We start from the raw sequence: 21,256 nt of genomic DNA on the forward strand, positions 1-21,256 counted from the left end.
CGCATCGCGCCAACCGACCGACAGATTATCGCAATACGGTCCTCCGGAAAGGAAATATCGCCGCGCGGCCGTGCGTCGAGCCCGAAGCGTTGCACTCAGTCCAGCCCCGACAGCCAATCGACGAGCGCGGGCGGCACGATCTGCTGAGCGCGGCGCGAGACGAAGACACCGATATGTCCGGTGGGAACCTCGACCTCACGGTAGGCGACATTGCGCAGGTGGCGGCGCAGGGCCTTCGAGCACGGCGGTGGAATGATGTGATCGCGCAGGCCGTAGATGTTGATGACCGGACAGGCGATGTCGCCAAGCCGCACGGGCCGGCCGCCGACCACGAAGCTGCCCTTCACGAGCCGGTTCTCGGCATAGAGGCCGATGAGCCAGTCCTTGGCCGCCTCGCCGGGATGGTCGGGCCGGTCGGCGAGCCATTTCTCCATCCTGAGGAAGGTCTCGAAGGCGTCGTCGTCCTCGGCGATCTCGAGCAGGTCGGCGCTGTATTTCGACACGGTTCGCGCCGGCGCGAGGTTCTGGAAGACCGCGCCCGTCAGCTCGCCGGGGAGATTGCCCCAGTCGTCGACCATCCGCCGGATCAGGTCGGGGTCGAGGCTGCGCGTCCACAGGTTGAGATGCCCATGTGTCGGCTCGGGGTCCTCGACATCGGCGTGGAAATCGACCGGCGTGACCGCGAGCGCGAGGCCCTTCAGCCGATGCGGGTGCAGCGCCGCGTGGCAAAGCGCGAAATCTCCGCCCTGGCAGATCCCGAAGATGACCGCGCGGCTCTCGCCGCTCGTGCGGGCGACGGCGGCGAGGATCTCGCCAAGGAAGACATCGGCGTAATCGGTGAAATCGAGGAAACGATCGGCCCGGGTCGGGTTTCCCCAGTCGACCACATAGGTGTCGACCCCGGCGGCGACGAGGCGCTCGACCAGCGAGCGGCCCGGCTCGAGATCGCTCATCGTCGCCCGGCCGATCAGCCCGTGCACGATCACCATCGGACCAAGATGGGGCTCGGCAACCGGCCGGTAGCGCGACAGGCTGACCTTGCCGTCGCGCCAGACGAGGTCCTTCGGCGTGGTCGCGATCTCGACCTGGCGTGTGCCGGACTCGCCGAGCCGCCTCGCGAGCCTCGTCATGCGCCGCGTGAGCTCGGCCATGCGCGCCACGCTACGATCGCTTTCTGCCCCCGCGCTCACCTCTCGTGATCCGGACCTTGTTCGCCGCCACCGCCGGCCCGCAACGCCCTGACCTCGCGCCGGAGCGCGTGGACGGTCGCATGGAGGTCGTCGAGTTCGGCACGCGTGGGCAAGCCGAGGAACCCCGCGAGCCGGTCGATCCTTTTCCGCAGCGTTCCGCGCACGGCGATCTGGGCTTCGATGAGATCGCGCTGCGCGGCAAGAAAGGCGTCCGAGCGGTGCGTGCGCGCCATCTCGGCATCCGCCACCTCGCGCCAGAGCGCCGTCATCTGCGCCCAGTCGGGATCCGGGCGCTTCTCGTCCCGCGCGGCGGCAAGCTCGGCCGAGAGCCGCTCAACGAACGCCTTGAAGGCGCGCATCCAGCCCTCGGCAACAACGGCGCGGAACTGCTCGAGTGCGGCGGAGAAGGCGATCCACTCCCGCGTGGACCGGATCGCTTCGCGCTCCTCGCGCAGGATATCAGCAAGCTCTGGGCCCTCGAACCACCGCCAGAGATCGGCCATGCCGCCCTGGCCCGCGGGGCGGAGCCAGCCCGCGGGATCGAGCGGGCTCGCGCCGGGCTCGGAATGGCGCGCTGCGTGGGCCTCGGCGAAGGCCTCGGCAAAGCGCGACCACGCCTTGTGCAGCGCCTCGGCCCGCTGCCAGGCCGCCGATCCGGCGGCGTTGGAGTCGGCGAAGGCGCGCGCGCCTTCCAGCCAAAGCCGGAAGAGATCGCCCTCGGCGCCGCCGCCATCGGACATAGCGTGCCCCCTTCGTCACTCTCTGGAGGTTGCTACACCGCTTTCGCACGGATCGCCAGTGCGCCAAGGGTGGCGGGCGGCTCAGTCGCTCGGCCCGATCTCGGACCCGTCACGCCGGCGATACACCCTGAGCCCGTCCGGGCGCTGGACGATCCGCAGGCCGTCTCGCGGATAGTCGATCTCGTCGCGATCCGGCAGGCGGCTGCCGATCTCGAGGACCACGGCCGGTGCCGAGCTCCGATTCTCGAGATGATGCGCCCGCCCGCCGCCGCCCGCGAAGCCCGCGCAATCGCCCGGACCGAGCCGCGTCTCGGCCTTGCCCGAGACGAGCCAGGCCTCGCCCTCGAGCACCATCACGAACTCGTCCTCGTGGCTGTGCGCATGCGGGATCGAGGACGATGCGCCGGGTTCGAGCTCCAGCCGGTTAACCCCGAACTGCGAGAGGCCGAACGGGTCGCCGAGGCGCCGCTTCACCCGCCGGCGCGCGCTCTCGGCCGATGCGACCGGATGGGGCGCGCCCTGCTCGCCCGCCACGTCCGCCGAGGCGAGAACCAGAGGCGGATCCAGCCGCGCGACGCGCGACGCGCGTGCCGCGGCCCCAAGCGCGCGCAGCGAAGCGAACTCGACCCGCACCTCCTCGGCGGCGATGCCGGGCACGATCTCGGCCAGGGTGGCCGCACCCTCGACCGCGCCGAGGCGCGCATAGAAGCGCCGCGCGCCCGCGTTCGCGCTCAGCACCCAGCACCAGAGCCGCTGGCGGCCGAGCGCGCCGAGCCGGTCCGCAACCTCGCGCATCAGCGCGGCGCCGACGCCCTGCCCGCGGGCGCGCGGATCGGTGTGAAGTGCGGCCAGGTGGTCGGCGCCGGGATCGTCGCGGTCAGGATGGGTCGCAGCGAAGCCGAGCACCCGCGCGCCCTCGACCGCCACGAGCACCGCCCGCATGCTTGCCGACGGCGCGAGGACGCGCTCCCACAACCCGCGATGCTCGGCGGCGAGGCCCGGGCCCAGAGCGCCGTCGGGAAGGAGCGGCGCATAGGCATCGCCCCACGAGGCGGTGTGGATCGCCGCGATCGCTGCGGCGTCCGTCGGCACCGCCGGCCGGATCACATGCATAGAGCCCCGCCTCCCGGGTTACGGACACTCGGCTCAGAGCATCGAGGGCAGCACCTGGTCGGGCGGCCGGTGACCGTCGGCAAATGTCTTGATGTTGATGATGACCTTCTCGCCCATCTCGAGCCGCCCCTCGAAGGTGGCCGACGCCATATGCGGCAGCAGAACGACGTTCGGCAGCCCCATCAGGCGCGGATTGACGCCGGGCTCGTGCTCGAACACGTCGAGCCCCGCCCCCGCCAGCTCGCCCTTGACCAGCATTCGGGTCAGCGCGTTCTCGTCGATGATCTCGCCGCGCGCGGTGTTCACGATGTAGGCACTCTTCTTCATCAGCGCGAGGCGCCGGGCCGAGAGCAGGTGGAACGTGCCCGGCGTGTGCGGGCAGTTGACGCTGACGATATCCATGCGGGCGAGCATCTGGTCGAGGCTTTCCCAGTAGGTGGCCTCGAGCGATTCCTCGATGCTTTCGTGAAGGCGTCGGCGGTTGTGGTAGTGGATCTGCAGGCCGAAGGCCCGCGCGCGCCGCGCCACGGCCTGTCCGATCCGGCCCATGCCGACGATCCCGAGCCGCTTGCCCCAGATGCGGTGGCCCATGATCGCGGTGGGCGTCCAACCCTCCCACTTGCCCGACTGCATCAGCTCGATCCCTTCGGCCAGCCTGCGCGGAACGGCGAGGATCAGCGCCATCGTCATGTCGGCCGTGTCCTCGGTCAGCACGCCGGGCGTGTTGGACACGAGGATGCCACGGGCGCGCGCCGTCTCGACGTCGATGTGGTCGAAGCCGGCGCCGTAATTGGCGATCAGCTTGAGCTGTTCGCCGGCCTGGGCCAGGAGCTTCTGGCCGATCCTGTCGGTCACCGTCGGGACCAGCACGTCGGCGGTACGGATCGCCTCGGCAAGCTCGGCCTCGCTCATCGGATGGTCGTCCTCGTTGATGCGAACTTCGAAGAGCTCGCGCATCCGTGTCTCGACGGCCTCCGGCAGCTTGCGGGTCACGACGACGGAGAGACGCTTGCGGGTCATCCCAATTCCCTTTCCTTTGGGCCTGTCCCATGTGTTAGATTCTTGCGCGGGTGGATTGAAGAGGGCATTTCCTCCCCGGACAAGAAATCACGCGACACCCGGGACGCCAGCGCATATGAGCACGGCGCGGGAGACGACGCGGGACGTGAAGGCAGTGCGGGCCATGACACATCGAGGAAGTGGGTCCGGTCGGGCCCGGTCCGGCGCGCGACGCGCGGCGCTTCTCGTTATCGTCGGGCTCATGACATGGGGCGCGGTGCCCGATGCGAAGGCCCAGACCACGCCGCCCGCCCCACCCGCGCGCGAGGACACGCCCGAGGCCAGCGACGCCGCCGTGGGTCCGGTCACCAAGCTGCCGATGCCACGGTATGTCTCGCTCCGGTCGAACAAGATCAATGTCCGCCGTGGCCCGGGACAGATCTACCGCATCGACTGGGTGTTCCGCAGGGCTGGCCTGCCGGTGCGGATCATCGACGAGTACCGGGACTGGCGCCGGATCGTTGACTCGGACGATGCCGGCGGCTGGGTTTTCCATTCGCTGCTGTCGGGGCGCCGCACCGTGCTGGTGACCGCACCCATCGCGGAACTGCACGACGAGCCGAGCGCGAGCGCCCCCGTCACCGCACGCGCCGAGCAAGGCGTGGTCGCCACGCTGGTGGAATGCGAGCCGGACTGGTGCGAGATCGAGACCGACGACATCTCGGGCTGGGTCCGCAAGGACGCTGTCTGGGGCGTCGATCCAGACGAGACGCTGCCCGACTGAGACCACGCGCCGTCAGCTGCGGCGAAGGCGGATCACCACGTCGACCTTCGCGATTTCGGCGCCTTCCGGCGGGTCGGGAAGACGCTCGAACTGCACCGCGCCAAGCGGGGCGTCGGTAAGGCGTCCGTCGTCCTCCCAGTAGAAATGGGCGTGGTCCGACACGTCGGTGTCGAAATACGAGCGCGTGCCATCCACCGTGATCTCGGTCAGCAGGCCCGCCACGGTGAAGCTGCGCAGCGTGTTGTAGACCGTCGCGAGGGAGACATTGGTGCCGGTCCCGCATGCCGCCTCGTAGAGGCTTTCGGCCGTGACATGGCGGTCGTTCCCGTCGCCGATCAGCAGCTCGGCCAGCACGAGACGCTGGCGCGTCGGCCGCAGCCCCGCGCTTGCCAACCAGTTTGCCGCGCGCCAGGCGGGCGTCCCTGCCCGTTCGTCCATCGCGCAAAACCCTTCGCAGCCCAAGTTTTCCAACCGGTCTTTTAACCCGAAAAGCGTCGACGCCGCCAGACCAAAGCTTTTGCGCCTTCCGCTTGGGCAATCACGTTCTTGTCTGGTTCTGGCACGGGTGCTAGGGAGGCTGCGGACGAGGACGTGAGATGGGAAGGCCGATGAGCGCGCGCGCGAACAGCTATGATTACGAAGGCCTCATGAGTTGTGCGCGGGGCGAGCTGTTCGGCCCGGGCAATGCGCAGCTGCCCGCTCCCCCGATGCTGATGCTGGACCGGATCACCTCGATCACCGCGGATGGCGGGGTTCACGGCAAGGGCGAGGTGGTTGCGGAACTCGACATCAATCCCGATCTCTGGTTCTTCAAGTGTCATTTCCTGGGTGACCCGGTGATGCCCGGTTGCCTCGGGCTTGACGCGCTCTGGCAGCTCACCGGCTTCTATCTGGGCTGGCGCGGGATGGCCGGACGCGGCAGGGCACTGGGCGTGGGCGAGGTCAAGTTCTCGGGCCAGGTCACGCCGGTCACGAAGCTCGTTCGCTACACGGTCACGCTCAGGCGCGTGATCGATCGCAAGCTCAAGATGGGTATCGCCGACGGGCAGATGGAAGCGGACGGGCAGGTCATCTACACCACCACCGACATGCGGGTCGGCCTCTTCACGGAAGCCGGCGCCTGACGGCCCCGCGAGGGGCGGAGAAACACGGGGAGCAGCGGCTCATGCGTCGTGTCGTCATCACCGGACTTGGTATCGTCTCATCCATCGGCTCGAACGCGCAGGAGGTGACAGCCAGCCTGCGCGAAGGGCGCTCGGGCATCGTGTTCGCGCCCGATTACGCCGAGCATGGCTTCCGCTGCCAGGTTCACGGCAAGCCCGAGGTGGATATCGAGGGCCTTGTCGACAAGCGCGTTCGCCGTTTCATGGGCGACGGTGCGGCCTGGAACTACATTGCGATGGAGCAGGCGATCGCCGATGCGGGCCTGACCGAGGCCGAGGTGAGCAACGAGCGGTCCGGCCTGATCATGGGGTCGGGCGGGCCATCGACCAAGGCGCTTTTCGAGGCGCACCAGACGGTGCTGCACAAGGGCGGCCCGCGCCGGATCGGACCCTTCGCGGTGCCCAAGGCCATGTCGTCGACCAACTCGGCGACGCTTGCCACGCCCTTCAAGATCAAGGGCATCAACTACTCGATCACCTCGGCCTGCTCCACCTCGGCGCATTGCATCGGCAATGGCGTCGAGCAGATCCAGTGGGGCAAGCAGGACATCGTCTTTGCCGGCGGCGGCGAGGAGCTCGACTGGACCCTGTCCTGCCTCTTCGACGCCATGGGCGCGATGAGCTCGAAGTACAACGACACGCCGACGCGCGCGAGCCGCGCCTACGACAAGGACCGCGATGGCTTCGTGATCGCGGGCGGCGCGGGCGTCGTCGTGCTCGAGGAACTTGGCCGCGCGCTCGCCCGCGGGGCGAAGATCTATGCCGAGGTGACCGGATACGGGGCGACCTCGGACGGCTACGACATGGTGGCGCCGTCGGGCGAGGGGGCCGTGCGCTGCATGCGCCAGGCCATCTCGACCATTGGCGAGCGCAAGGTCGACTACATCAACACCCACGGCACCTCGACCCCGGTCGGCGACAAGAAGGAGGTCGAGGCGATCCGCGAGGTCTTCGGCACGGGCACCGAGCCGCGCTTCTCGTCGACCAAATCCCTGACCGGCCACAGCCTCGGCGCGACGGGCGTGCAGGAGGCGATCTACTGCCTGCTGATGATGCAGGGCGACTTCATCGCGGCGAGCGCGAATGTCGAGGATCTCGACCCCGACTTTGCCGGCGCTCCGGTCGTCACCTCGCGGGTCGACGGCGCGGGCCTTGATACTATGATCTCGAACAGCTTCGGCTTCGGCGGCACGAACGCGACACTCGCGCTCAGCCGGTATCACGGGTGAGCGGAGGGCTTCCGATGTCCGGTCTCATGCAGGGCAAGCGCGGGCTCATCATGGGCGTCGCGAATGACCATTCGATCGCCTGGGGCGTGGCGAAGGCACTCCACGCGCAGGGTGCCGAGCTGGCGTTCACCTATCAGGGCCATGCGTTCGAGCGCCGGGTGCGCCCGCTCGCCGAAAGCCTTGGCGCCAATGTCGTCATGGACGCGGACGTCACCAGCGACGCCAGCCTCGACGAGGTGTTCTCCGCGCTCAAGTCCCAGTGGGGCAGCATGGATTTTCTTGTCCATGCAATCGCCTATTCCGACAAGGCCGAGCTGACCGGCCGCTTCGCCGACACCAGCCGGGCCAACTTCCTGCGCTCGATGGACATCTCCTGCTACTCGTTCGTCGACGTGGCACGCCGCGCCGCAGACCTGATGCCCGACGGCGGCGCATTGGTGACCATGACCTATCTGGGCGCGCAGCGGGTCATGCCCAACTACAACGTGATGGGTGTCGCCAAGGCCGCGCTCGAGGCCTCGGTGCGCTACCTCGCGAACGATCTCGGGCCGCAGGGCATCCGGGTGAACGCGATCAGCCCCGGACCGATGCGCACCTTGGCGGGCTCGGCCATCGGCGGCGCGCGGCGCGTGTTCCGGGCGACCGAGGACAACGCTCCGCTGCGCAAGAATGCAGCCCTCGAGCATGTCGGTGGCGCGGCGGTCTACCTGCTGTCGGATCTCGGGGCATCGACCTCGGGCGACGTGCTGTTCGTCGACGGCGGATACCACGTGCTGGGGATGGCCCAGCTCGAGAACCTGCCGAACCAAACCGGCTGACGACCGTCTCAGGCCTCGCCGGGCGCGCGCAGCTCCATCGCGAGAGCGTGCACCGGGCCGGCGAGTTCCTCGGCCAGCACCTTGTTGACGGCGCGCTGACGCGCCACGCGGCCCTGGCCCGCGAACGCGGCCGCCGTCATGCGCAGGCGAAAATGCGTCTCGCCGCCCTCGCGCCAGCCACCGTGACCACGGTGCCGCTCGCTTTCGTCGATCAGTTCCAGCGCCTCGGGCGCGAAGGCTTGGCGCAACTTGTCCTCGATTGTCGTAGCGACCGGCATTCACGGATTCCTCATGTCAAGAATTGGACTTCATTTTCTATAGGCTATGATCTTGTGCTCACTACATGAGGGGCAAGACCACGGTAAAGCGAACGGAAGCCGATGCCGCCGAACCCGCACCTCGATTACGATGTCTCGGTCTCCGCGGACAAGCGGCGCCGGACGCGCACCCGTGGCATGTCGGGCGCGTTCGAGGCATCCGGGCGCGGCTGCGAATGGCCCGGATGCGCCGCCAAGGGCAGCTACCGCGCCCCGGCGAGCCCCGACAAGCTGAACGAGTATCGATGGTTCTGCCTCGACCATGTGCGCGACTACAACGCGGCGTGGAACTTCTTCGAGGGGCTCGACGAGGACGCTCTGGCACAGCAGCTGCGCGACGCCAATGTCTGGGAACGGCCGACATGGCGCATGGGAAAGGGGCCCTCGGCGGCGATGGGCTTCCTGCACGGCCACACCGACGGCCGCGCCTGGGAGCGCTTTGGCGTGAGTGATCCGCTCGAGGTTCTGGGCGCGGCAGCGACGCTCAACCCCGCGCGTCCCGCGGGCGCCGAGCGACCGCGGCGGCGCCTGACGCGCGAGGAACAGAAGGCGATGGACACCCTGGGCCTGCCCCATCAGGTCGAAACGCGCGCCGAGGTTCGCCAGCGCTACCGCGCCCTCGTCAAGGACCTGCATCCCGACATGAACGGCGGCGAGAACCCCGAGCCCGAGCGGCTCGCCCAGGTCCTCAAGGCATGGCAGATCCTGCGCAAGAGCCGCAACTTCCGAAGCTGACAGTCAAGCCGCGCGCGCGGGCCATCGGGCGCGCGATCGTGCCCGCATTCAGGCGATCCGCGCCCGATCCGCGGGCCCTTGCGGTTCAGGCTTCCCTGAATGCGGAAAGCGCATTATATCGGCCGGATCCCGATCACCCAGCCGTGACCGCAGGAGGTCGACACGCGCCGCGCGCGATGTCGCGCTTGCTCTTGCATCGCCCCGGTCTATGGTTCACACGGGGTCGCGGACGCTGATGGAGGACGAGATGGCAGACGGCGGCAACAGAAACCCCGCGGAACTCCCGACCGTCGAATATTCGGTGCGTGATCTCTTCGGGATCGACACCGACATGACGGTCAAGGGCTTCGCCGAGCCGACCGACCGGGTACCCGAGATCGACGCGACCTACCGCTTCGACCGCGACACGACCCTGGCCATTCTCGCGGGCTTCGCCCACAACCGCCGGGTCATGATCCAAGGCTATCACGGGACCGGTAAATCCACCCATATCGAGCAGGTCGCCGCGCGGCTGAACTGGCAGTGCGTGCGCGTCAACCTCGACAGCCACATCAGCCGGATCGACCTGATCGGGAAGGACGCCATCCGCCTGCGCGAAGGCGTCCAGGTGACCGAGTTCCAGGAAGGCATCCTGCCCTGGGCCCTGCGCACGCCGACCGCAATCGTCTTCGACGAATATGACGCCGGCCGCCCCGACGTGATGTTCGTGATCCAGCGCGTTCTCGAGGTCGACGGCAAGCTCACGCTGCTCGACCAGAACCAGGTGATCAAGCCGCACCCGTCCTTCCGCCTCTTCGCGACGGCGAACACTGTCGGGCTTGGCGACACCACCGGGCTCTATCACGGCACGCAGCAGATCAACCAGGGCCAGATGGACCGCTGGTCGATCGTCACGACCCTGAACTATCTGCCGCATGACGCCGAGGCGCAGATCGTGCTCGCGAAGTGCCCCGAATACGCCAACGGCCGCGAGAAGACCATCAGCCAGATGGTGACGGTCGCCGACCTCACGCGCCAGGCCTTCATGAATGGCGACCTCTCGACCGTGATGTCGCCTCGCACGGTGATTGCCTGGGCGCAGAACGCCGAGATCTTCGGGAACGACATCGGCTTTGCCTTCCGCCTCACCTTCCTCAACAAGTGCGACGAGCTCGAGCGCCAGCTGGTGGCCGAGATCTACCAGAAGTGCTTTGGCGAGGAATTGCCGGAGAGCGCCGCGAGCGTGAGCCTCGGCTGAGGAGCAACCGCATGCATATCGGGCTGATCGGCGGGATCGGCGTGGCGGCAACGGTCGTCTATTATCAGCGCCTTACGGCCGCGGTCGAGCGGCTCGGGGGTAAGCTCGATCTGACGATCGTCCATGCCGATGTGCACGAGCTGATCCGCAACAACCTTGCCGATGCGCGAGCCGAGCAGGCGGCGATCTATGCGCCACTGATCGACCGCCTGCGCGCAGCCGGGGCGCAGTGTGCCGCCATCACGTCGCTTGGCGGGCATTTCTGCTTCGAGGAGACGCGGGCGATTTCATCCCTGCCTCTCATCTCGGCGGTCAGCCCGCTCGATGATTTCTTCGCGGCCGAACGACTTGCCCGGGTCGGGTTGCTGGGAACGCGCGTGGTCATGCGCACCGGGCTGTTCGGTCAGCTGCGGAAGACCGAGGCCGTTGTGCTCGGGGACGAGATCGACACGATCGGCCAGGCCTATCAGGACATGGCCGTGGCGGGCCGCTGCACCGAGGCGCAGCGCGCGCTCTTCCTCGATGCCGGCAGGCGGATGGTCGAGGAGCACGGCGCCGACGCGGTGGTGCTCGCGGGGACGGATCTCAACCTCGCGTTCGACGGGCAGGAGACGGGATACCGGGTGATCGACGCGCTCGATGTTCACGTCGGTCTGCTTGCCCGGCTTGCAACCGGTGCCGTGACGCCGGGCGACCTGGAGGCCGCGTGATGAGCTACAAGTCCGACAATCCGGCGGACCCGTTCAAGAAGGCCCTCGGCGAGGCGACCCGGGCGCTGGCCGGCCAGGACGAGATCGAGGTCACCTATTCCGCCGACCCGCCGGGCCGGACGAATACCGGCATCCGGCTGCCCCAGGTGTCGCGCCGCATGACCCGGGCCGAGGTGATGCTCGCCCGCGGCACCGCGGACGCCTACGCCCTGCGCGAACGGTTCCATTCCGACAGCTGCCATGCCCGCTATGCGCCACGCGGCGAGATGGCCCGCGCGATCTTCGATGCCCTCGAGGACGCGCGCTGCGAGGCGATCGGCGCGCGCGCCATGCCGGGGGTCGCTGACAATCTCGACGCGCGGCTGACGAGCGTGGCCGAGAAGCGCGGCTATGCCTCGATGACCTCGACGCAGGACGCCCCGATGGCCGAGGCCGCGGGCCTGATGTTGCGCGAGGCGATCACGGGCCGCCCCCTGCCGAAGGACGCGAGCCACCTCCTCGATATCTGGCGCGGGTTTTTCGAGAGCCATCTCGGCGAAAGCGTCGAGAACGTCGGCAATGATCTCGAGAACCAGGTCGCCTTCGCCAAGAAGGCCTGGCGGATCATCGACGAGCTGGGCTATGGCGACCAGCTTGGCGAGGACCCGGACGAGCCCAACCCGGACGAGATCGATGACCAGAACGAGGGCGAGTCCGAGGATCAGGAGCAGGAAGGCGAGGACGGCGGCGACGACCAGCAGGAGGACCAGGAATACCTGCCGGACGATCAGCGCGGCGAGCGCGAGGACAGCCGCCAGATGGAGGTCGAGCTCGCCGACTCGGACGAGGATGCCGAGGAGATGGAGGCGCTCGATGCCGAGGAGGGAATGCCGCCGCCCGAGGAGCGCACCCCGCCCCCGCCGTCCGCGGCAGATCCCGACTACCGCGTCTTCAGCCAGAAGCATGACGAGGTGGTCACGGCCGAAGAGCTCGCCGACGAGGCCGAGCTCGAACGGCTGCGCGGCTACCTCGACAAGCAGCTCGAGCCGCTCAAGGGCGCCGTGTCGCGCCTCGCCAACCGGCTTCAGCGCCGGCTTCAGGCCCAGCAGAACCGCAGCTGGGAGTTCGACCGCGAAGAGGGCATCCTCGACTGCGGCCGTCTCGCCCGCGTCGTCGCGAACCCCACGACCCCGCTGAGCTTCAAGGTCGAGAAGGACACCGAGTTCCGCGACACGGTGGTGACGCTGCTGATCGACAACTCGGGCTCGATGCGCGGCAGGCCGATCTCGATCGCCGCCATCACCGCCGACGTGCTCGCCCGGACGCTGGAGCGCTGCCAGGTGAAGGTCGAGATCCTGGGCTTCACCACGCGCGCCTGGAAGGGTGGCGAAAGTCGCGAGGATTGGCTCAACGCCGGGAGGCAGCCGAACCCGGGCCGGCTCAACGACCTTCGCCACATCGTCTACAAGGGGGCGGACGCGCCGTGGCGGCGGGCGCGCCGCAATCTCGGCCTGATGATGCGCGAAGGCCTGCTCAAGGAGAACATCGACGGCGAGGCGCTGGAGTGGGCGTATCAGCGCGTCACCGCGCGGCACGAGCAGCGCAAGATCCTGATGGTGATCTCCGACGGCGCGCCCGTGGATGACTCGACCCTCAGCGTCAACCCGTCGAACTATCTCGAGCGGCACCTGCGAGAGGTGATCTCGATGATCGAGCGCCGCCGCAACGTCGAGTTGCTGGCGATTGGGATCGGACACGACGTGACCCGATACTACCAGCGCGCGGTCACGATCACCGATGCCGAGCAGCTTGCCGGCGCCGTGACCGAGCAGCTTGCCGCTCTCTTCGAAAGCGACCCGAAGCTGCGCGAGCGCGCGAGCCAACGTGCTGGGCGGCGCAACCGGCGCGCGGCCTGAGACGACCTCAGAGCCGCCGCCAGGGGCGCCCGAGGAGCAGGAACAGCGCGCCAAGCGCCAGCGCCTCGAGCGCCAGTGGCCATTCGAGCAAGCTCTGGATCCCCGGGTCCCAGAGCGCCGGGCTCAGATGCCGCTCGACCGCCGGCTGCAGCAGCTGAAGGCTATCGGGGTGGATCGCGAACCACCACTCGCCCAGAGCGGACAGGCGAAACCCGTCGTCGCTTGAGTAAGCCGCCGCCACGTCGGCGCCCAGCACGACGAGCCCGAAACCAAGAAACACGAGCCCGAGAAACCTGCAGAAAAGCATCCGTCATCCTTCCCATGCGCGTGCCGGGACGTGCCGCCGTGTCACGGCCGCCCCGACCGCGACCGCCACCCCGATGGCGCCAGTGCAGCGGAACTTCTGGCAGCGAAATCAGCCCCTCGCAACACTTGCCATTCATGCGCACTGCCGCTAGCGTCCCGGCGCGTCGGAGAGGTGGCCGAGTGGTCGAAGGCGCACGCCTGGAAAGCGTGTATACCGGCAACGGTATCGCGGGTTCGAATCCCGCTCTCTCCGCCACCCAGACCGGCCTCCGCGGCTAGTCCCCGTGTGCGACGGAATTTCCCGGACCTTCCCTGCGTTAGCGGGGCGGCAACGCATCTGAGATCTTCAGGTTTTCAGATCCGCTCCTGGAAATGCCGAGCGTCGCGGGGCGCCACTCCAATAACGGGTGCGCACGTTGCTCCGGTTCGGGCGCATGCGAAGTCTGCGGAAGGTCGCCGCTGGTCATGCCTCAGTCTCGAACCACTTCAGCCCGGGACGATGCGCTTCGAGCCGAGAAGAGGTCAGCGTCGACAGAACTGCCGCTCGTCAGGAGCGGCTTCGGCTTGGCTTGAAAGCCAGCGCTGACCACCAATCTGAGGCTGGCTCAAATTGATCTGACGGGACATGCTTGCGCGCTCGACCTCACGGTTCCTGAAAGCACGTCGGCGACGGACCTTCATCGCGACGAAGCGTTACGCGGCCATCTGGATCTGCGCTTCGCCCCCCGGTGCTCCATGCAGGATGCAGCTGACGCTCGGCGATCCGGGCTGCGTGGCTGTCACCGAGTTCCGCGATGTCGGGCATGGCTTGGGAACTGTTGATCTGGGGGGCGTTCGACTTCAGGGTGAGCACCGAGGAGAGGGACCGGAGTCTTGTAGTGGAGCGCAAAGGCAGGCGCCGCGTCGGCCGCGGTCAGTTGCCGAACAGGTTAGCATCCGAAGCGCCAACCGCGATCGGTGGTCGAACATCGGGACCGAGGTTACGTGACTGGGCGGTCTCGGCACGGGATGCGGAAAGCTGATTGCGATGGAAGCCCAGGTTCTCGTCGAGATCGTCGTGCCGATGGCCACCGCGTTGCTCATGCTCGTGGTCGGAACCGACGTCGTCGTCGACAAGCAACTTCGCGCGCTCTCGGCCCGATCCGTCCTCCTCTGCACCGCTGCGCAGCTTGCCGTCCTGCCGGTCGTCGCGATGGCGGTGGCCACGGTTGCGCCGGTCGGGTCGATGGTGGCGGTGGGGCTGGCCGTCGTCGCCCTGGTGCCGAGCGGATCGCTTTCGAACGCATACACCTACCTTGCGCGCGGCAACGTGACCCTGTCGATTGCCCTGACAATCGTGAGCACCTTCGCATTCACGCTTCTCTTCCCGCAGGTTGCCGCCCTGGCCAGCATGGAGCCCGGGTTCCGTCAGGTCGTGGACGGGATCACCACCAACACGGCGATGCTAAAGCTGGTGCTCGTTCTGTCCTTCCCGGTGGCGGCTGGAGCACTGATCAGGCATCTGTTCCCCGAGAGGGTCTCACAGTACCGCCGCCACCTGGAACGGGTCGTGTCTGTCACCGTGGTGGTAACGCTGGCCCTGAGCGTCCATGCGGGTTGGGACTACTTCGTCGGCAAGTTCGGCGACATCCTGCTCGCAACTGTCCTGTTCACGCTCGGGGCGATTGTCGTTGGATACGTCACAACGCGGTTCCTGGCCCCGCGCGATTCCAGCGCCGTCATCATCGAAGTGTCGACGCGCAACGGCGCGGCGATCATTCTCGTCGGTCAGGGGCTCATGGCGAACGAGGCGATCCTGGGTTTCGCCTGCGGATTTTGCCTGATTCAAGCTGCCCTGATGCTGGCGTATTGCCACTTGATCCGGCGCCGCATGACCGGACCCGGCTCACGGCGAGTGGCAGACGCCGGTTGACGCCTCGGGCCGAGGGAATACGCGTCTCCACGTGCGCGCAGGGCAGTCAATGCCGACTGCGGTCGGCGTAACCTCGCGACTATCGATCGACGACCGGCAAACGGGACTGAGGTGAGCCGCTCAGGCGACCGTCACTCGGCCCCGCGCGGCGAGCGCGACCTGCCCCTCACGAGGCGGCGGTCGTGCTCGCCATTTTTTCGGCGCCAGCGCCTGGTGCCCTGGAATGGGCTTGGTGCCGCTGGGCCGAGCGGTGGCAGCTCACTCGATGAAGCTGACCGGGACGATCATCAGGCCCTTGAAGCTCATCTCGCTCACGTCGCCTTCGACGTTCGTGATGAAGAGCGCGACATCTGCGTCAGGCTCACCCGCCGTTTCACCGGTTTCGGGATCCACGACCAGATAGGATGCCGTGACATCGCCCGCCAGGAACTCCTCGAGCGTCTTCTCCTTCATGAACATGAAGACCCGGCTGGACGTCTGCTTGCCCAGGCTGAAGCCCAGCGCGTTTCGCTCGCCGAAGTAATACCCGGACTTCTCGTACTTGCCCGCATCGTCCTTGACGTACAGGACGCCGAACGCCTTCGTTTCCCCGAGCAGGAAATAGTTCGAGGTCTCGACCCTCGGAAAGATCAGAACGCCATGGGCGCGCTCGGCGTAAGCGACGGCGGACGGGCTTCCCGCCCTGAGTTGATCGACCAGGGCCTTTGTGTCCGCGTCGAGTTGATCGATCTCCTCCTGTTTCGCCCTGAACGGCAGAGGCTCGGGCATCGAGTACTGTGACATCACGGGGTGCTCGATGCTTGCCGCGGTGACCGGATGGGCCTGCGCAAAGGCGAGCGCTCCGACGAGCGAGGCAGCTAGGAGGCCCCGTAACGAGGCCATGGATTTGAGTGCCATCTGTTTACCTCCTGGGCTTTACCGACCCGTTTCGTAACCAATTGGTATGGTTGAGCATGAACTCGGGCATTCCCGCGTCAGCAGGTCACGCCAGCCGCACAGCGGCGGACGGCACGGCGGGACGTTCGTCGCGAGACGCCGGCGACGCTGACCGGCGTGAGCGGCCGGCCGACCACGGCCTGAGCCTCGGACACCACGCTTGGTACGCCCGGAACGCCCGCGTCATGACCGACCTCCAACCCAATCGCGAAACCTGCAAGCATCAGAACGGCGATCGCCAGTCGCTTCGAGGTTCTCATTGCGCTTCTCCCATCTTGAAGTGCTCAGGGAGTTCCCGGATCTTCGTCTGGAGATCCTCAAGTTCGATCTTTCTCGCGTCGGCGCTCGGCTGGAAACTGAAGTCGACGTCAGCAGCATCCGTCGACCAGTTTCGCAGCTGAATGCTGTATTGCGGTGCGCCGGGAATGTCCTTCGACGTGATCACGTATCGGCAGGGATAGGGTGCGTCGCCGTGAGCAACCCAGATCTGCCAGTCGACCTCCTCGGTCCGGAAGGCGAGAAAGTCACATTCCTGACCGCCGATCACGCCACTGCCGAGATCCTTGATGTCCGTCACATCCTTCATCAACTCGGCGTAGGGCTGTGACAGGAGCAGATCGGCCGCCGGCAATGGACGGCCATAGGTGTAGCGAAGCTCCTCCACCAAGTGGTCGATCGACCCCTCGATCCTGACCTGCGTGTATGCGTTGGCATTCTTGCCGAAGAGCGTGAGCGTGGAGCCGTCGAAGATGATCTCCACGTCGACAAAGCCGCTCGAACGGGTCGAGCGGATCCGATTGGGACGCTCGATCGCGGCCGTTCCCGAGCTCGCCAGCTGAAGCTTCTGATCCTCCTTGGTGACGACCTCGAGCGTGCTGTCGTATTCGAAGGAGAACCGCTCCTGCGCGGCGAGATAGTCCGACATCGCCTTCAGGATTTCCTTCGCGTGGCTCTCGCCGGCCCGCGCGGCAGACCCGTCGAACAGCAAGAGAGGCACCGCCAGCGAGATCGCCCGCGCCGAAGCCTGGACGGCCTGTGTCATTCTGGGTCGCTTCGCGGACATGCTGTCCTCCGGTTCTCGAGCGGTTCAGGGTCGGCCACCAACACAGCGGCAATCACGGAAACCCGGCGCGCGTGGCGCGCCGGTTGTCAGGCGGTGATCTCCTCGCCTCTCGACGCCTGATACGCCTGCACATAGCCGCGCGCGATCGATCGGACGGCACGGCCGATCTCGGAATACGCGTCGTCGTGCAGGTTTGCGAACGACACCCGTGCCGACCAGTTCGGAGCGGCGAAGCCCGACCCGTTCAGCAGAACGATCCCATGGTCCTCGGCCAGGCGGAACGGGATGTCGAGCGGGTGGATGTTCTCCTTGACCCACTGCACGACCTCCTCGCCGACATATTTGCGCAGCCAGAATTCCAGATCGATGATGCCGTAGTAGTAGTCGAAGTACTTTCCGGGATTGGACTCGACCCCCATTCCCTCGACGAGATTGCGAAACCGCCGCTCGCAGATCGCAATGCAGGCCTTCTGGTAGACCTTCTCGCTGTCCATCATCTCGACCAGCCCGAACAGCGTCATCATCACCTGCTGAGGCAGCGAGAGCCCTGACGTGTGGTTCAGAGCAACGTCGCGGCTGTCGGCCACCACCCGGTCGATGAACTTGATCTCGCGCGGCTTCGGGGTGAGTGCCCGATACCGGTCATCGAGCAGCTTCTGGATCTCCTCGGGGTGTTCCTGGATCCTTGTGTCGAAGATGTTGTCCTGTGCCACGGCGATGACGCCCAGCCGCCACCCCGTGCAGCCAAAGTACTTCGAGTAGGAGTAGACCCCGATCGTGTTGCGCGGCAGGTGTCCGAGCAGCGACTCGAAGCCCGGCACGAAGGTCCCGTAGACGTCATCGGTCAGGATCATCAGATCCGGGCGCTTGGTGTTGACGAGGTTGACCAGCCGCGCGATCGCATCCGGGTCCATGGCTGCCGCCGACGGGTTGCCCGGATTCACCAGGAAGAGCGCCTTGACCTTGGGATCCTCCAGCGCCTTCAGATCGTCCTCGGTCAGCTGGAACTTGTCCTCCTGCTCGGCGCTCACGTTGATCGTGTGAAGCGCATAATCCTCGAGCTCGGGCATCTCCAGATACGGCGTGAAGATCGGCGTGCCCAGCGCGATCGTATCGCCGGGATTGAGAAGCCGCTGGTTCTTCAGGGCCTTGAAGATGTAGCACATGGCCGCGGTGCCGCCCTCGACCGGGTAGAGGTCGAACTTCACGTCGGGGCGGTGACCCGCGCACATTGCCCACATCAGGTATTCGTGGGTGATGATCTCGTTGTGATGGAGGGCCCGGTCCGGCACGGGATAATTGTCGCCGATGATCGAGTCGGTCAGCTCGTGCACGAAGTCATCCGGATCGAAACCGAACTTCTCGATGGCGAAATCGACCGCGTCGCCCAGGGTGCGGGCAGGCGGTACGCCATCCTCCTCGATCCAGCCTTCCTCCTGCGCCTGCTGCTGCCTTTTCACCCAGCGGGAGAAGCGTATGTAGGCGCCATCGCGCGGCGGCATTCCGGCGATGCCGGCTTCGGGGTCATGATAGGTGCGCTTGGCCTCGATCAAGGCGAACTGGCCAAGCAGGAAGAAGGCTTCACGCGCGCGCGAGGCGATCCAGTTGGGGTTCCCGCGGCCGGCATTCAGGAACGCCTTCGCAGACCGTTCCGATCCGGCGCGCGCAAGCTTGATCAACTCGTCCTTGATCTCGAACGGGCTGAGAACCGAGAGACTTTCGAAGTAACTTCTGTCCACCACCCTTGTCCTTTTGCTTGTCGGAGCGCCTATCGGTGATGCGCTCTCGCACTAACTTCTTTGATCAATCCTTCGGAGCCATGCGCTTTACGAGCCGCATCATTCTCAACAACATTTCTCGATCGAGATTGACTTGAATCTCCAAGGCCCCTTGATTGAGATCTGTTTCATTTCCCAAACGGCACTCATGTCTGCGCCTGCCATCCGGCTGGGCGAAAGCCAGAATGACGGCGGATGAACCGACACTCTGGCGCCCAAAACTCATGAATTTTCAGGCATTTTTGATGCGAGTCCGCACTCTCGCCATCGCTTTACAGGTTAATAACTGTCAGGCGTGAGCGTTCTAGGGCCGGATGCACTTGGCCCACGCGATTGACCCGTCGGGCTGGACAAGATTCGACGACTGCCGCAGCGCCATCCATCCGAACAGGCAAGCCGCATGCGCCCACGCAGATGCCCCTGAACCGCCATCCCGGCGAAGGGCACCCCTTTTTTGGACGGGGCATTCGGGCTGGGATCAGTGGCCTTTGAGCACCAGCGTCTGGATGGGCAGGAGTAACGCCTGAACGCGCAGGATGGCCGCGTGAACGAGCCCGACGGTATCGATGGCATGATACCCGAAGCGCTTGAGCGTGCTCAGGTTCTCGTCTTGCATCTTGTCGTGGAAGCTCGAATAGGCGTTGGCGATGCAGACGGCACCTTGCGGCAAGTCGTCCAGTGCGCCCTGGAAGAGCGGCTCCATGATCACCGTGATCGTGCCCGGCTTCGACATGTTCTCGATGTCGACAAGCTGATCCGTGGGGCGAATCTGACCCGCGGCGATGACGTTCTGAACTTGGGTCACCGTCATCGGGATGATTTCCCATGGCCTCGCAAGGCAGGTGATCTCGCCGATCATGCCGCGCTTGATGACCCGCGACTCGATTTGCCCGAAGCCGACCGCGAGGCCGGTGACCTTGCGCGCAGGGACGAGAATGCCCGCGGGCCGAAGCATCGGGTTCACCACATCGCCCGGGCGCAGCGCGAACTGCTGAACGATCCCGTCAGTGCCGGCGACCACAAGTGTCTTCGCCAGCTCTACCTCTGCCTCGGCAAGCGCGGCCTCGGCGCGATCCCTTTGCGCCGGCAAGTAGGTGTCGATCTGCGCCGCGATCGCTTCGCGGTTGGCCAGAGCCGCCTCCACCATGCCCTGCGCGGTTTCCACCTGGACGCGCGCGCGTTCGACCTCGCGCTCCGAGACCGTGCTGGCAGCGCCCCGGAACAGGGTGTCGCGGGTCTCGAACTCGTCGACGGCCTGCTGCAGTCGTCCGCGTGCCTCGCTCACCTTGCCTTCGGCTTCCCTGAGTTCCGCCCGGGCCACGTTCATCTGCGCGTCGATGACGGCAACCTCGCGGGTCGCCGTCTCGACCGCCGCTTTCTGCTTCGCGTCGTCGAGGCGGAACAATGGATCCCCTTCGTTCACCGCCTGGTTGATGTCGACGAAGGTCTCGGCAACCCGCCCATTCGTTTCGGGCAGGATGGTGACCGTGCGGAATGTCGAGGTGGCGGCCTTCGTCGATGGGTGGAAATAGAAGATCGCGGTGATCAGGCTGATGGTCAGCATCAGGCACAGCGTGATGCCCCACCGCAGTTCGTACCAGACCGAGTAGAGCGTGATCTCGTGTCCGATCCGCTTGCCCTGGACATAGCGGCGGTAGAGATAGTCGGGCAGGATCGTCAGCATCGAACAGAGCATGAATTCAAACATGGATCAGCCCTCGGTCCGATGTTCCGCGTCCGGCTGATCCGCCTCCGGATCGGCCGCGCCGGGGGGCGGCGTCGGCTTGCCGCCCGCTCTTTGCTCGGCGATGGTGCGCAATGATTGCGCCATGGTGCTGACCGGCGTCACGAAATCCGGAATCGGGATCATCGCGAGCAGCAACCCCGCGATCCAGAAGGCGTGGTTGTGCGTGAAGAGCGCGAGCAGTGCCAGCACCGCGACGATCTCGTACTGCAGCTTCTGGCCGCGGTGAGCCATGTGCTCGGGCAGGGCGTGGAGCCTGAAATAGAAGACGCCGATGCCAACGATCAGGAGCACGACGAAAATGGCCATCGTGACGAACAGCCAGTCCGTTTCGCCGGGTGCCGTCACGAAGATCGGCAGATGATGCGTCGCGTCAGGATGCAGTCCCGGATGCGCACCGCCGTGTCCAGTTTCCGTAGCCACGGCTAGCCTCCGTGATCGCTGCAAGCAGAGTGTCGGATCCTTCAGCGGGTAGCATCGCTCGGGACCAGGACGTTCAACATATCGCGCCCATGCCGAAGGGCCGAGCCTAAAAAAGCTTACGAGCCAGGCCGTGCCAGGCCGAGACAGCGGGATGTAAGTCGCTG

22 protein-coding genes and 1 tRNA gene are annotated in these 21,256 nt (G+C 66.3%); 10 read left to right on the forward strand and 13 right to left on the reverse strand.

Annotated elements, in window-relative coordinates; all coding sequences use genetic code 11:
* Positions 1-95: 95 nt before the first annotated feature.
* The 4 genes from H0I76_RS12940 to H0I76_RS12955 form a co-directional block, all read right to left on the reverse strand.
* Complete coding sequence (locus H0I76_RS12940) at positions 96-1,190, reverse strand: alpha/beta fold hydrolase (protein ID WP_200610420.1); 1,095 nt, start codon at positions 1,188-1,190, stop codon at positions 96-98.
* Entirely contained in the window at positions 1,187-1,930 is a 744-nt protein-coding gene (locus H0I76_RS12945) for a poly(R)-hydroxyalkanoic acid synthase subunit PhaE (protein ID WP_200610421.1), read from the reverse strand. Before H0I76_RS12945 ends, H0I76_RS12940 begins: the two co-directional genes overlap by 4 nt.
* Positions 1,931-2,011: 81 nt before the next feature.
* Positions 2,012-3,043, reverse strand: a complete 1,032-nt coding sequence (locus H0I76_RS12950; RefSeq protein WP_200610422.1) for a GNAT family N-acetyltransferase — start codon at positions 3,041-3,043, stop codon at positions 2,012-2,014.
* A 33-nt stretch (positions 3,044-3,076) separates the two neighbouring features.
* Entirely contained in the window at positions 3,077-4,063 is a 987-nt protein-coding gene (locus H0I76_RS12955; protein ID WP_200610424.1) for a 2-hydroxyacid dehydrogenase, read from the reverse strand.
* Positions 4,064-4,226: 163 nt separating this feature from the next.
* On the opposite strand from H0I76_RS12955, the gene H0I76_RS12960 reads away from it, so the two are divergent.
* A complete protein-coding gene (locus H0I76_RS12960; RefSeq protein ID WP_200610426.1) occupies positions 4,227-4,826 on the forward strand; it encodes an SH3 domain-containing protein in 600 nt (199 codons plus the stop codon).
* Positions 4,827-4,838: 12 nt separating this feature from the next.
* Here H0I76_RS12960 and irrA read toward each other — a convergent pair whose 3' ends face one another.
* On the reverse strand, positions 4,839-5,264 hold the full coding sequence (gene irrA, locus H0I76_RS12965) for an iron response transcriptional regulator IrrA (protein ID WP_200610427.1): 426 nt from the start codon (positions 5,262-5,264) through the stop codon (positions 4,839-4,841).
* Positions 5,265-5,434: 170 nt separating this feature from the next.
* On the opposite strand from irrA, the gene fabA reads away from it, so the two are divergent.
* Genes fabA through H0I76_RS12980 form a run of 3 tightly spaced genes read left to right on the forward strand, consistent with a single transcriptional unit; the run spans position 5,435 to position 8,036 of the window.
* Positions 5,435-5,950, forward strand: coding sequence for a bifunctional 3-hydroxydecanoyl-ACP dehydratase/trans-2-decenoyl-ACP isomerase (gene fabA / locus H0I76_RS12970; protein ID WP_200610429.1), 516 nt, complete (start codon positions 5,435-5,437; stop codon positions 5,948-5,950).
* 41 nt (positions 5,951-5,991) lie between these two features.
* A complete protein-coding gene (fabB, locus tag H0I76_RS12975; protein WP_200610431.1) occupies positions 5,992-7,218 on the forward strand; it encodes a beta-ketoacyl-ACP synthase I in 1,227 nt (408 codons plus the stop codon).
* 14 nt (positions 7,219-7,232) lie between these two features.
* Positions 7,233-8,036: an enoyl-ACP reductase FabI gene (locus H0I76_RS12980; RefSeq protein ID WP_200610433.1), complete on the forward strand. Its 804-nt coding sequence runs from the start codon at positions 7,233-7,235 to the stop codon at positions 8,034-8,036.
* Between the two features lie 8 nt (positions 8,037-8,044).
* Here the strand turns inward: H0I76_RS12980 and H0I76_RS12985 are convergent, their stop codons facing one another.
* The gene (locus H0I76_RS12985) at positions 8,045-8,314 is read right to left on the reverse strand and encodes a BolA family protein (RefSeq protein ID WP_200610435.1); all 270 of its coding nucleotides are present in this window, start codon (positions 8,312-8,314) and stop codon (positions 8,045-8,047) included.
* Between the two features lie 102 nt (positions 8,315-8,416).
* Here H0I76_RS12985 and H0I76_RS12990 point away from each other — a divergent pair, with 102 nt between their 5' ends.
* From H0I76_RS12990 to cobT, 4 genes are all read left to right on the forward strand, one after another.
* Positions 8,417-9,088: a J domain-containing protein gene (locus H0I76_RS12990; protein WP_200610437.1), complete on the forward strand. Its 672-nt coding sequence runs from the start codon at positions 8,417-8,419 to the stop codon at positions 9,086-9,088.
* Between the two features lie 247 nt (positions 9,089-9,335).
* Complete coding sequence (gene cobS, locus H0I76_RS12995) at positions 9,336-10,325, forward strand: cobaltochelatase subunit CobS (protein WP_234455295.1); 990 nt, start codon at positions 9,336-9,338, stop codon at positions 10,323-10,325.
* Between the two features lie 11 nt (positions 10,326-10,336).
* Entirely contained in the window at positions 10,337-11,035 is a 699-nt protein-coding gene (locus tag H0I76_RS13000) for an aspartate/glutamate racemase family protein (RefSeq protein ID WP_200610448.1), read from the forward strand.
* Positions 11,035-12,930, forward strand: a complete 1,896-nt coding sequence (cobT, locus tag H0I76_RS13005) for a cobaltochelatase subunit CobT (RefSeq protein WP_200610456.1) — start codon at positions 11,035-11,037, stop codon at positions 12,928-12,930. Before H0I76_RS13000 ends, cobT begins: the two co-directional genes overlap by 1 nt.
* Positions 12,931-12,937: 7 nt before the next feature.
* On the opposite strand, the gene H0I76_RS13010 is transcribed toward cobT, so the two are convergent.
* Positions 12,938-13,237 (reverse strand): hypothetical protein, encoded by a 300-nt coding sequence (locus H0I76_RS13010; RefSeq protein WP_200610458.1) that lies wholly within the window; start codon positions 13,235-13,237, stop codon positions 12,938-12,940.
* Between the two features lie 165 nt (positions 13,238-13,402).
* Between H0I76_RS13010 and H0I76_RS13015 the strand changes: the two genes are divergently transcribed.
* Positions 13,403-13,492: transfer RNA gene (locus tag H0I76_RS13015), tRNA-Ser, on the forward strand.
* Positions 13,493-14,263: 771 nt separating this feature from the next.
* Positions 14,264-15,148: a bile acid:sodium symporter family protein gene (locus H0I76_RS13020; RefSeq protein WP_200610460.1), complete on the forward strand. Its 885-nt coding sequence runs from the start codon at positions 14,264-14,266 to the stop codon at positions 15,146-15,148.
* Between the two features lie 258 nt (positions 15,149-15,406).
* Here the strand turns inward: H0I76_RS13020 and H0I76_RS13025 are convergent, their stop codons facing one another.
* The 6 genes from H0I76_RS13025 to H0I76_RS13050 form a co-directional block, all read right to left on the reverse strand.
* On the reverse strand, positions 15,407-16,045 hold the full coding sequence (locus tag H0I76_RS13025; protein ID WP_200610462.1) for a lipid-binding SYLF domain-containing protein: 639 nt from the start codon (positions 16,043-16,045) through the stop codon (positions 15,407-15,409).
* A 77-nt stretch (positions 16,046-16,122) separates the two neighbouring features.
* On the reverse strand, positions 16,123-16,344 hold the full coding sequence (locus tag H0I76_RS13030) for a hypothetical protein (protein WP_200610464.1): 222 nt from the start codon (positions 16,342-16,344) through the stop codon (positions 16,123-16,125).
* Positions 16,341-17,126: a DUF2092 domain-containing protein gene (locus tag H0I76_RS13035; RefSeq protein WP_200610466.1), complete on the reverse strand. Its 786-nt coding sequence runs from the start codon at positions 17,124-17,126 to the stop codon at positions 16,341-16,343. Before H0I76_RS13035 ends, H0I76_RS13030 begins: the two co-directional genes overlap by 4 nt.
* A 107-nt stretch (positions 17,127-17,233) precedes the next feature.
* The gene (locus H0I76_RS13040; protein ID WP_200610476.1) at positions 17,234-18,886 is read right to left on the reverse strand and encodes a bifunctional aspartate transaminase/aspartate 4-decarboxylase; all 1,653 of its coding nucleotides are present in this window, start codon (positions 18,884-18,886) and stop codon (positions 17,234-17,236) included.
* A gap of 517 nt (positions 18,887-19,403) precedes the next feature.
* Positions 19,404-20,633 carry an HlyD family secretion protein gene (locus H0I76_RS13045; protein WP_200610478.1) on the reverse strand — a complete coding sequence of 410 codons (1,230 nt, stop codon included), beginning with the start codon at positions 20,631-20,633 and terminating at the stop codon, positions 19,404-19,406.
* 3 nt (positions 20,634-20,636) lie between these two features.
* Complete coding sequence (locus tag H0I76_RS13050) at positions 20,637-21,092, reverse strand: hypothetical protein (RefSeq protein WP_200610480.1); 456 nt, start codon at positions 21,090-21,092, stop codon at positions 20,637-20,639.
* Between the last annotated feature and the right edge of the window lie 164 nt (positions 21,093-21,256).

It is taken from the genome of Thermohalobaculum xanthum (assembly GCF_016623495.1).
GTDB lineage: Bacteria > Pseudomonadota > Alphaproteobacteria > Rhodobacterales > Rhodobacteraceae > Thermohalobaculum > Thermohalobaculum xanthum.

Excerpts from the sequence above, each read along its gene's own strand:
- H0I76_RS12980 (WP_200610433.1), top strand. The coding sequence starts at position 7,233 with ATGTCCGGTCTCATGCAGGGCAAGCGCGGGCTCATCATGGGCGTCGCG.
- cobT (WP_200610456.1), top strand. The coding sequence starts at position 11,035 with ATGAGCTACAAGTCCGACAATCCGGCGGACCCGTTCAAGAAGGCCCTC.
- H0I76_RS13020 (WP_200610460.1), top strand. The coding sequence starts at position 14,264 with ATGGAAGCCCAGGTTCTCGTCGAGATCGTCGTGCCGATGGCCACCGCG.
- H0I76_RS13010 (WP_200610458.1), bottom strand. The coding sequence starts at position 13,237 with ATGCTTTTCTGCAGGTTTCTCGGGCTCGTGTTTCTTGGTTTCGGGCTC.
- H0I76_RS13045 (WP_200610478.1), bottom strand. The coding sequence starts at position 20,633 with ATGTTTGAATTCATGCTCTGTTCGATGCTGACGATCCTGCCCGACTAT.
- H0I76_RS13000 (WP_200610448.1), top strand. The coding sequence starts at position 10,337 with ATGCATATCGGGCTGATCGGCGGGATCGGCGTGGCGGCAACGGTCGTC.
- H0I76_RS12985 (WP_200610435.1), bottom strand. The coding sequence starts at position 8,314 with ATGCCGGTCGCTACGACAATCGAGGACAAGTTGCGCCAAGCCTTCGCG.
- fabA (WP_200610429.1), top strand. The coding sequence starts at position 5,435 with ATGAGCGCGCGCGCGAACAGCTATGATTACGAAGGCCTCATGAGTTGT.
- H0I76_RS12955 (WP_200610424.1), bottom strand. The coding sequence starts at position 4,063 with ATGACCCGCAAGCGTCTCTCCGTCGTCGTGACCCGCAAGCTGCCGGAG.
- irrA (WP_200610427.1), bottom strand. The coding sequence starts at position 5,264 with ATGGACGAACGGGCAGGGACGCCCGCCTGGCGCGCGGCAAACTGGTTG.
- H0I76_RS13030 (WP_200610464.1), bottom strand. The coding sequence starts at position 16,344 with ATGAGAACCTCGAAGCGACTGGCGATCGCCGTTCTGATGCTTGCAGGT.
- cobS (WP_234455295.1), top strand. The coding sequence starts at position 9,336 with ATGGCAGACGGCGGCAACAGAAACCCCGCGGAACTCCCGACCGTCGAA.
- H0I76_RS12950 (WP_200610422.1), bottom strand. The coding sequence starts at position 3,043 with ATGCATGTGATCCGGCCGGCGGTGCCGACGGACGCCGCAGCGATCGCG.
- H0I76_RS12990 (WP_200610437.1), top strand. The coding sequence starts at position 8,417 with ATGCCGCCGAACCCGCACCTCGATTACGATGTCTCGGTCTCCGCGGAC.
- fabB (WP_200610431.1), top strand. The coding sequence starts at position 5,992 with ATGCGTCGTGTCGTCATCACCGGACTTGGTATCGTCTCATCCATCGGC.
- H0I76_RS13035 (WP_200610466.1), bottom strand. The coding sequence starts at position 17,126 with ATGACACAGGCCGTCCAGGCTTCGGCGCGGGCGATCTCGCTGGCGGTG.
- H0I76_RS12960 (WP_200610426.1), top strand. The coding sequence starts at position 4,227 with ATGACACATCGAGGAAGTGGGTCCGGTCGGGCCCGGTCCGGCGCGCGA.
- H0I76_RS13025 (WP_200610462.1), bottom strand. The coding sequence starts at position 16,045 with ATGGCACTCAAATCCATGGCCTCGTTACGGGGCCTCCTAGCTGCCTCG.
- H0I76_RS12945 (WP_200610421.1), bottom strand. The coding sequence starts at position 1,930 with ATGTCCGATGGCGGCGGCGCCGAGGGCGATCTCTTCCGGCTTTGGCTG.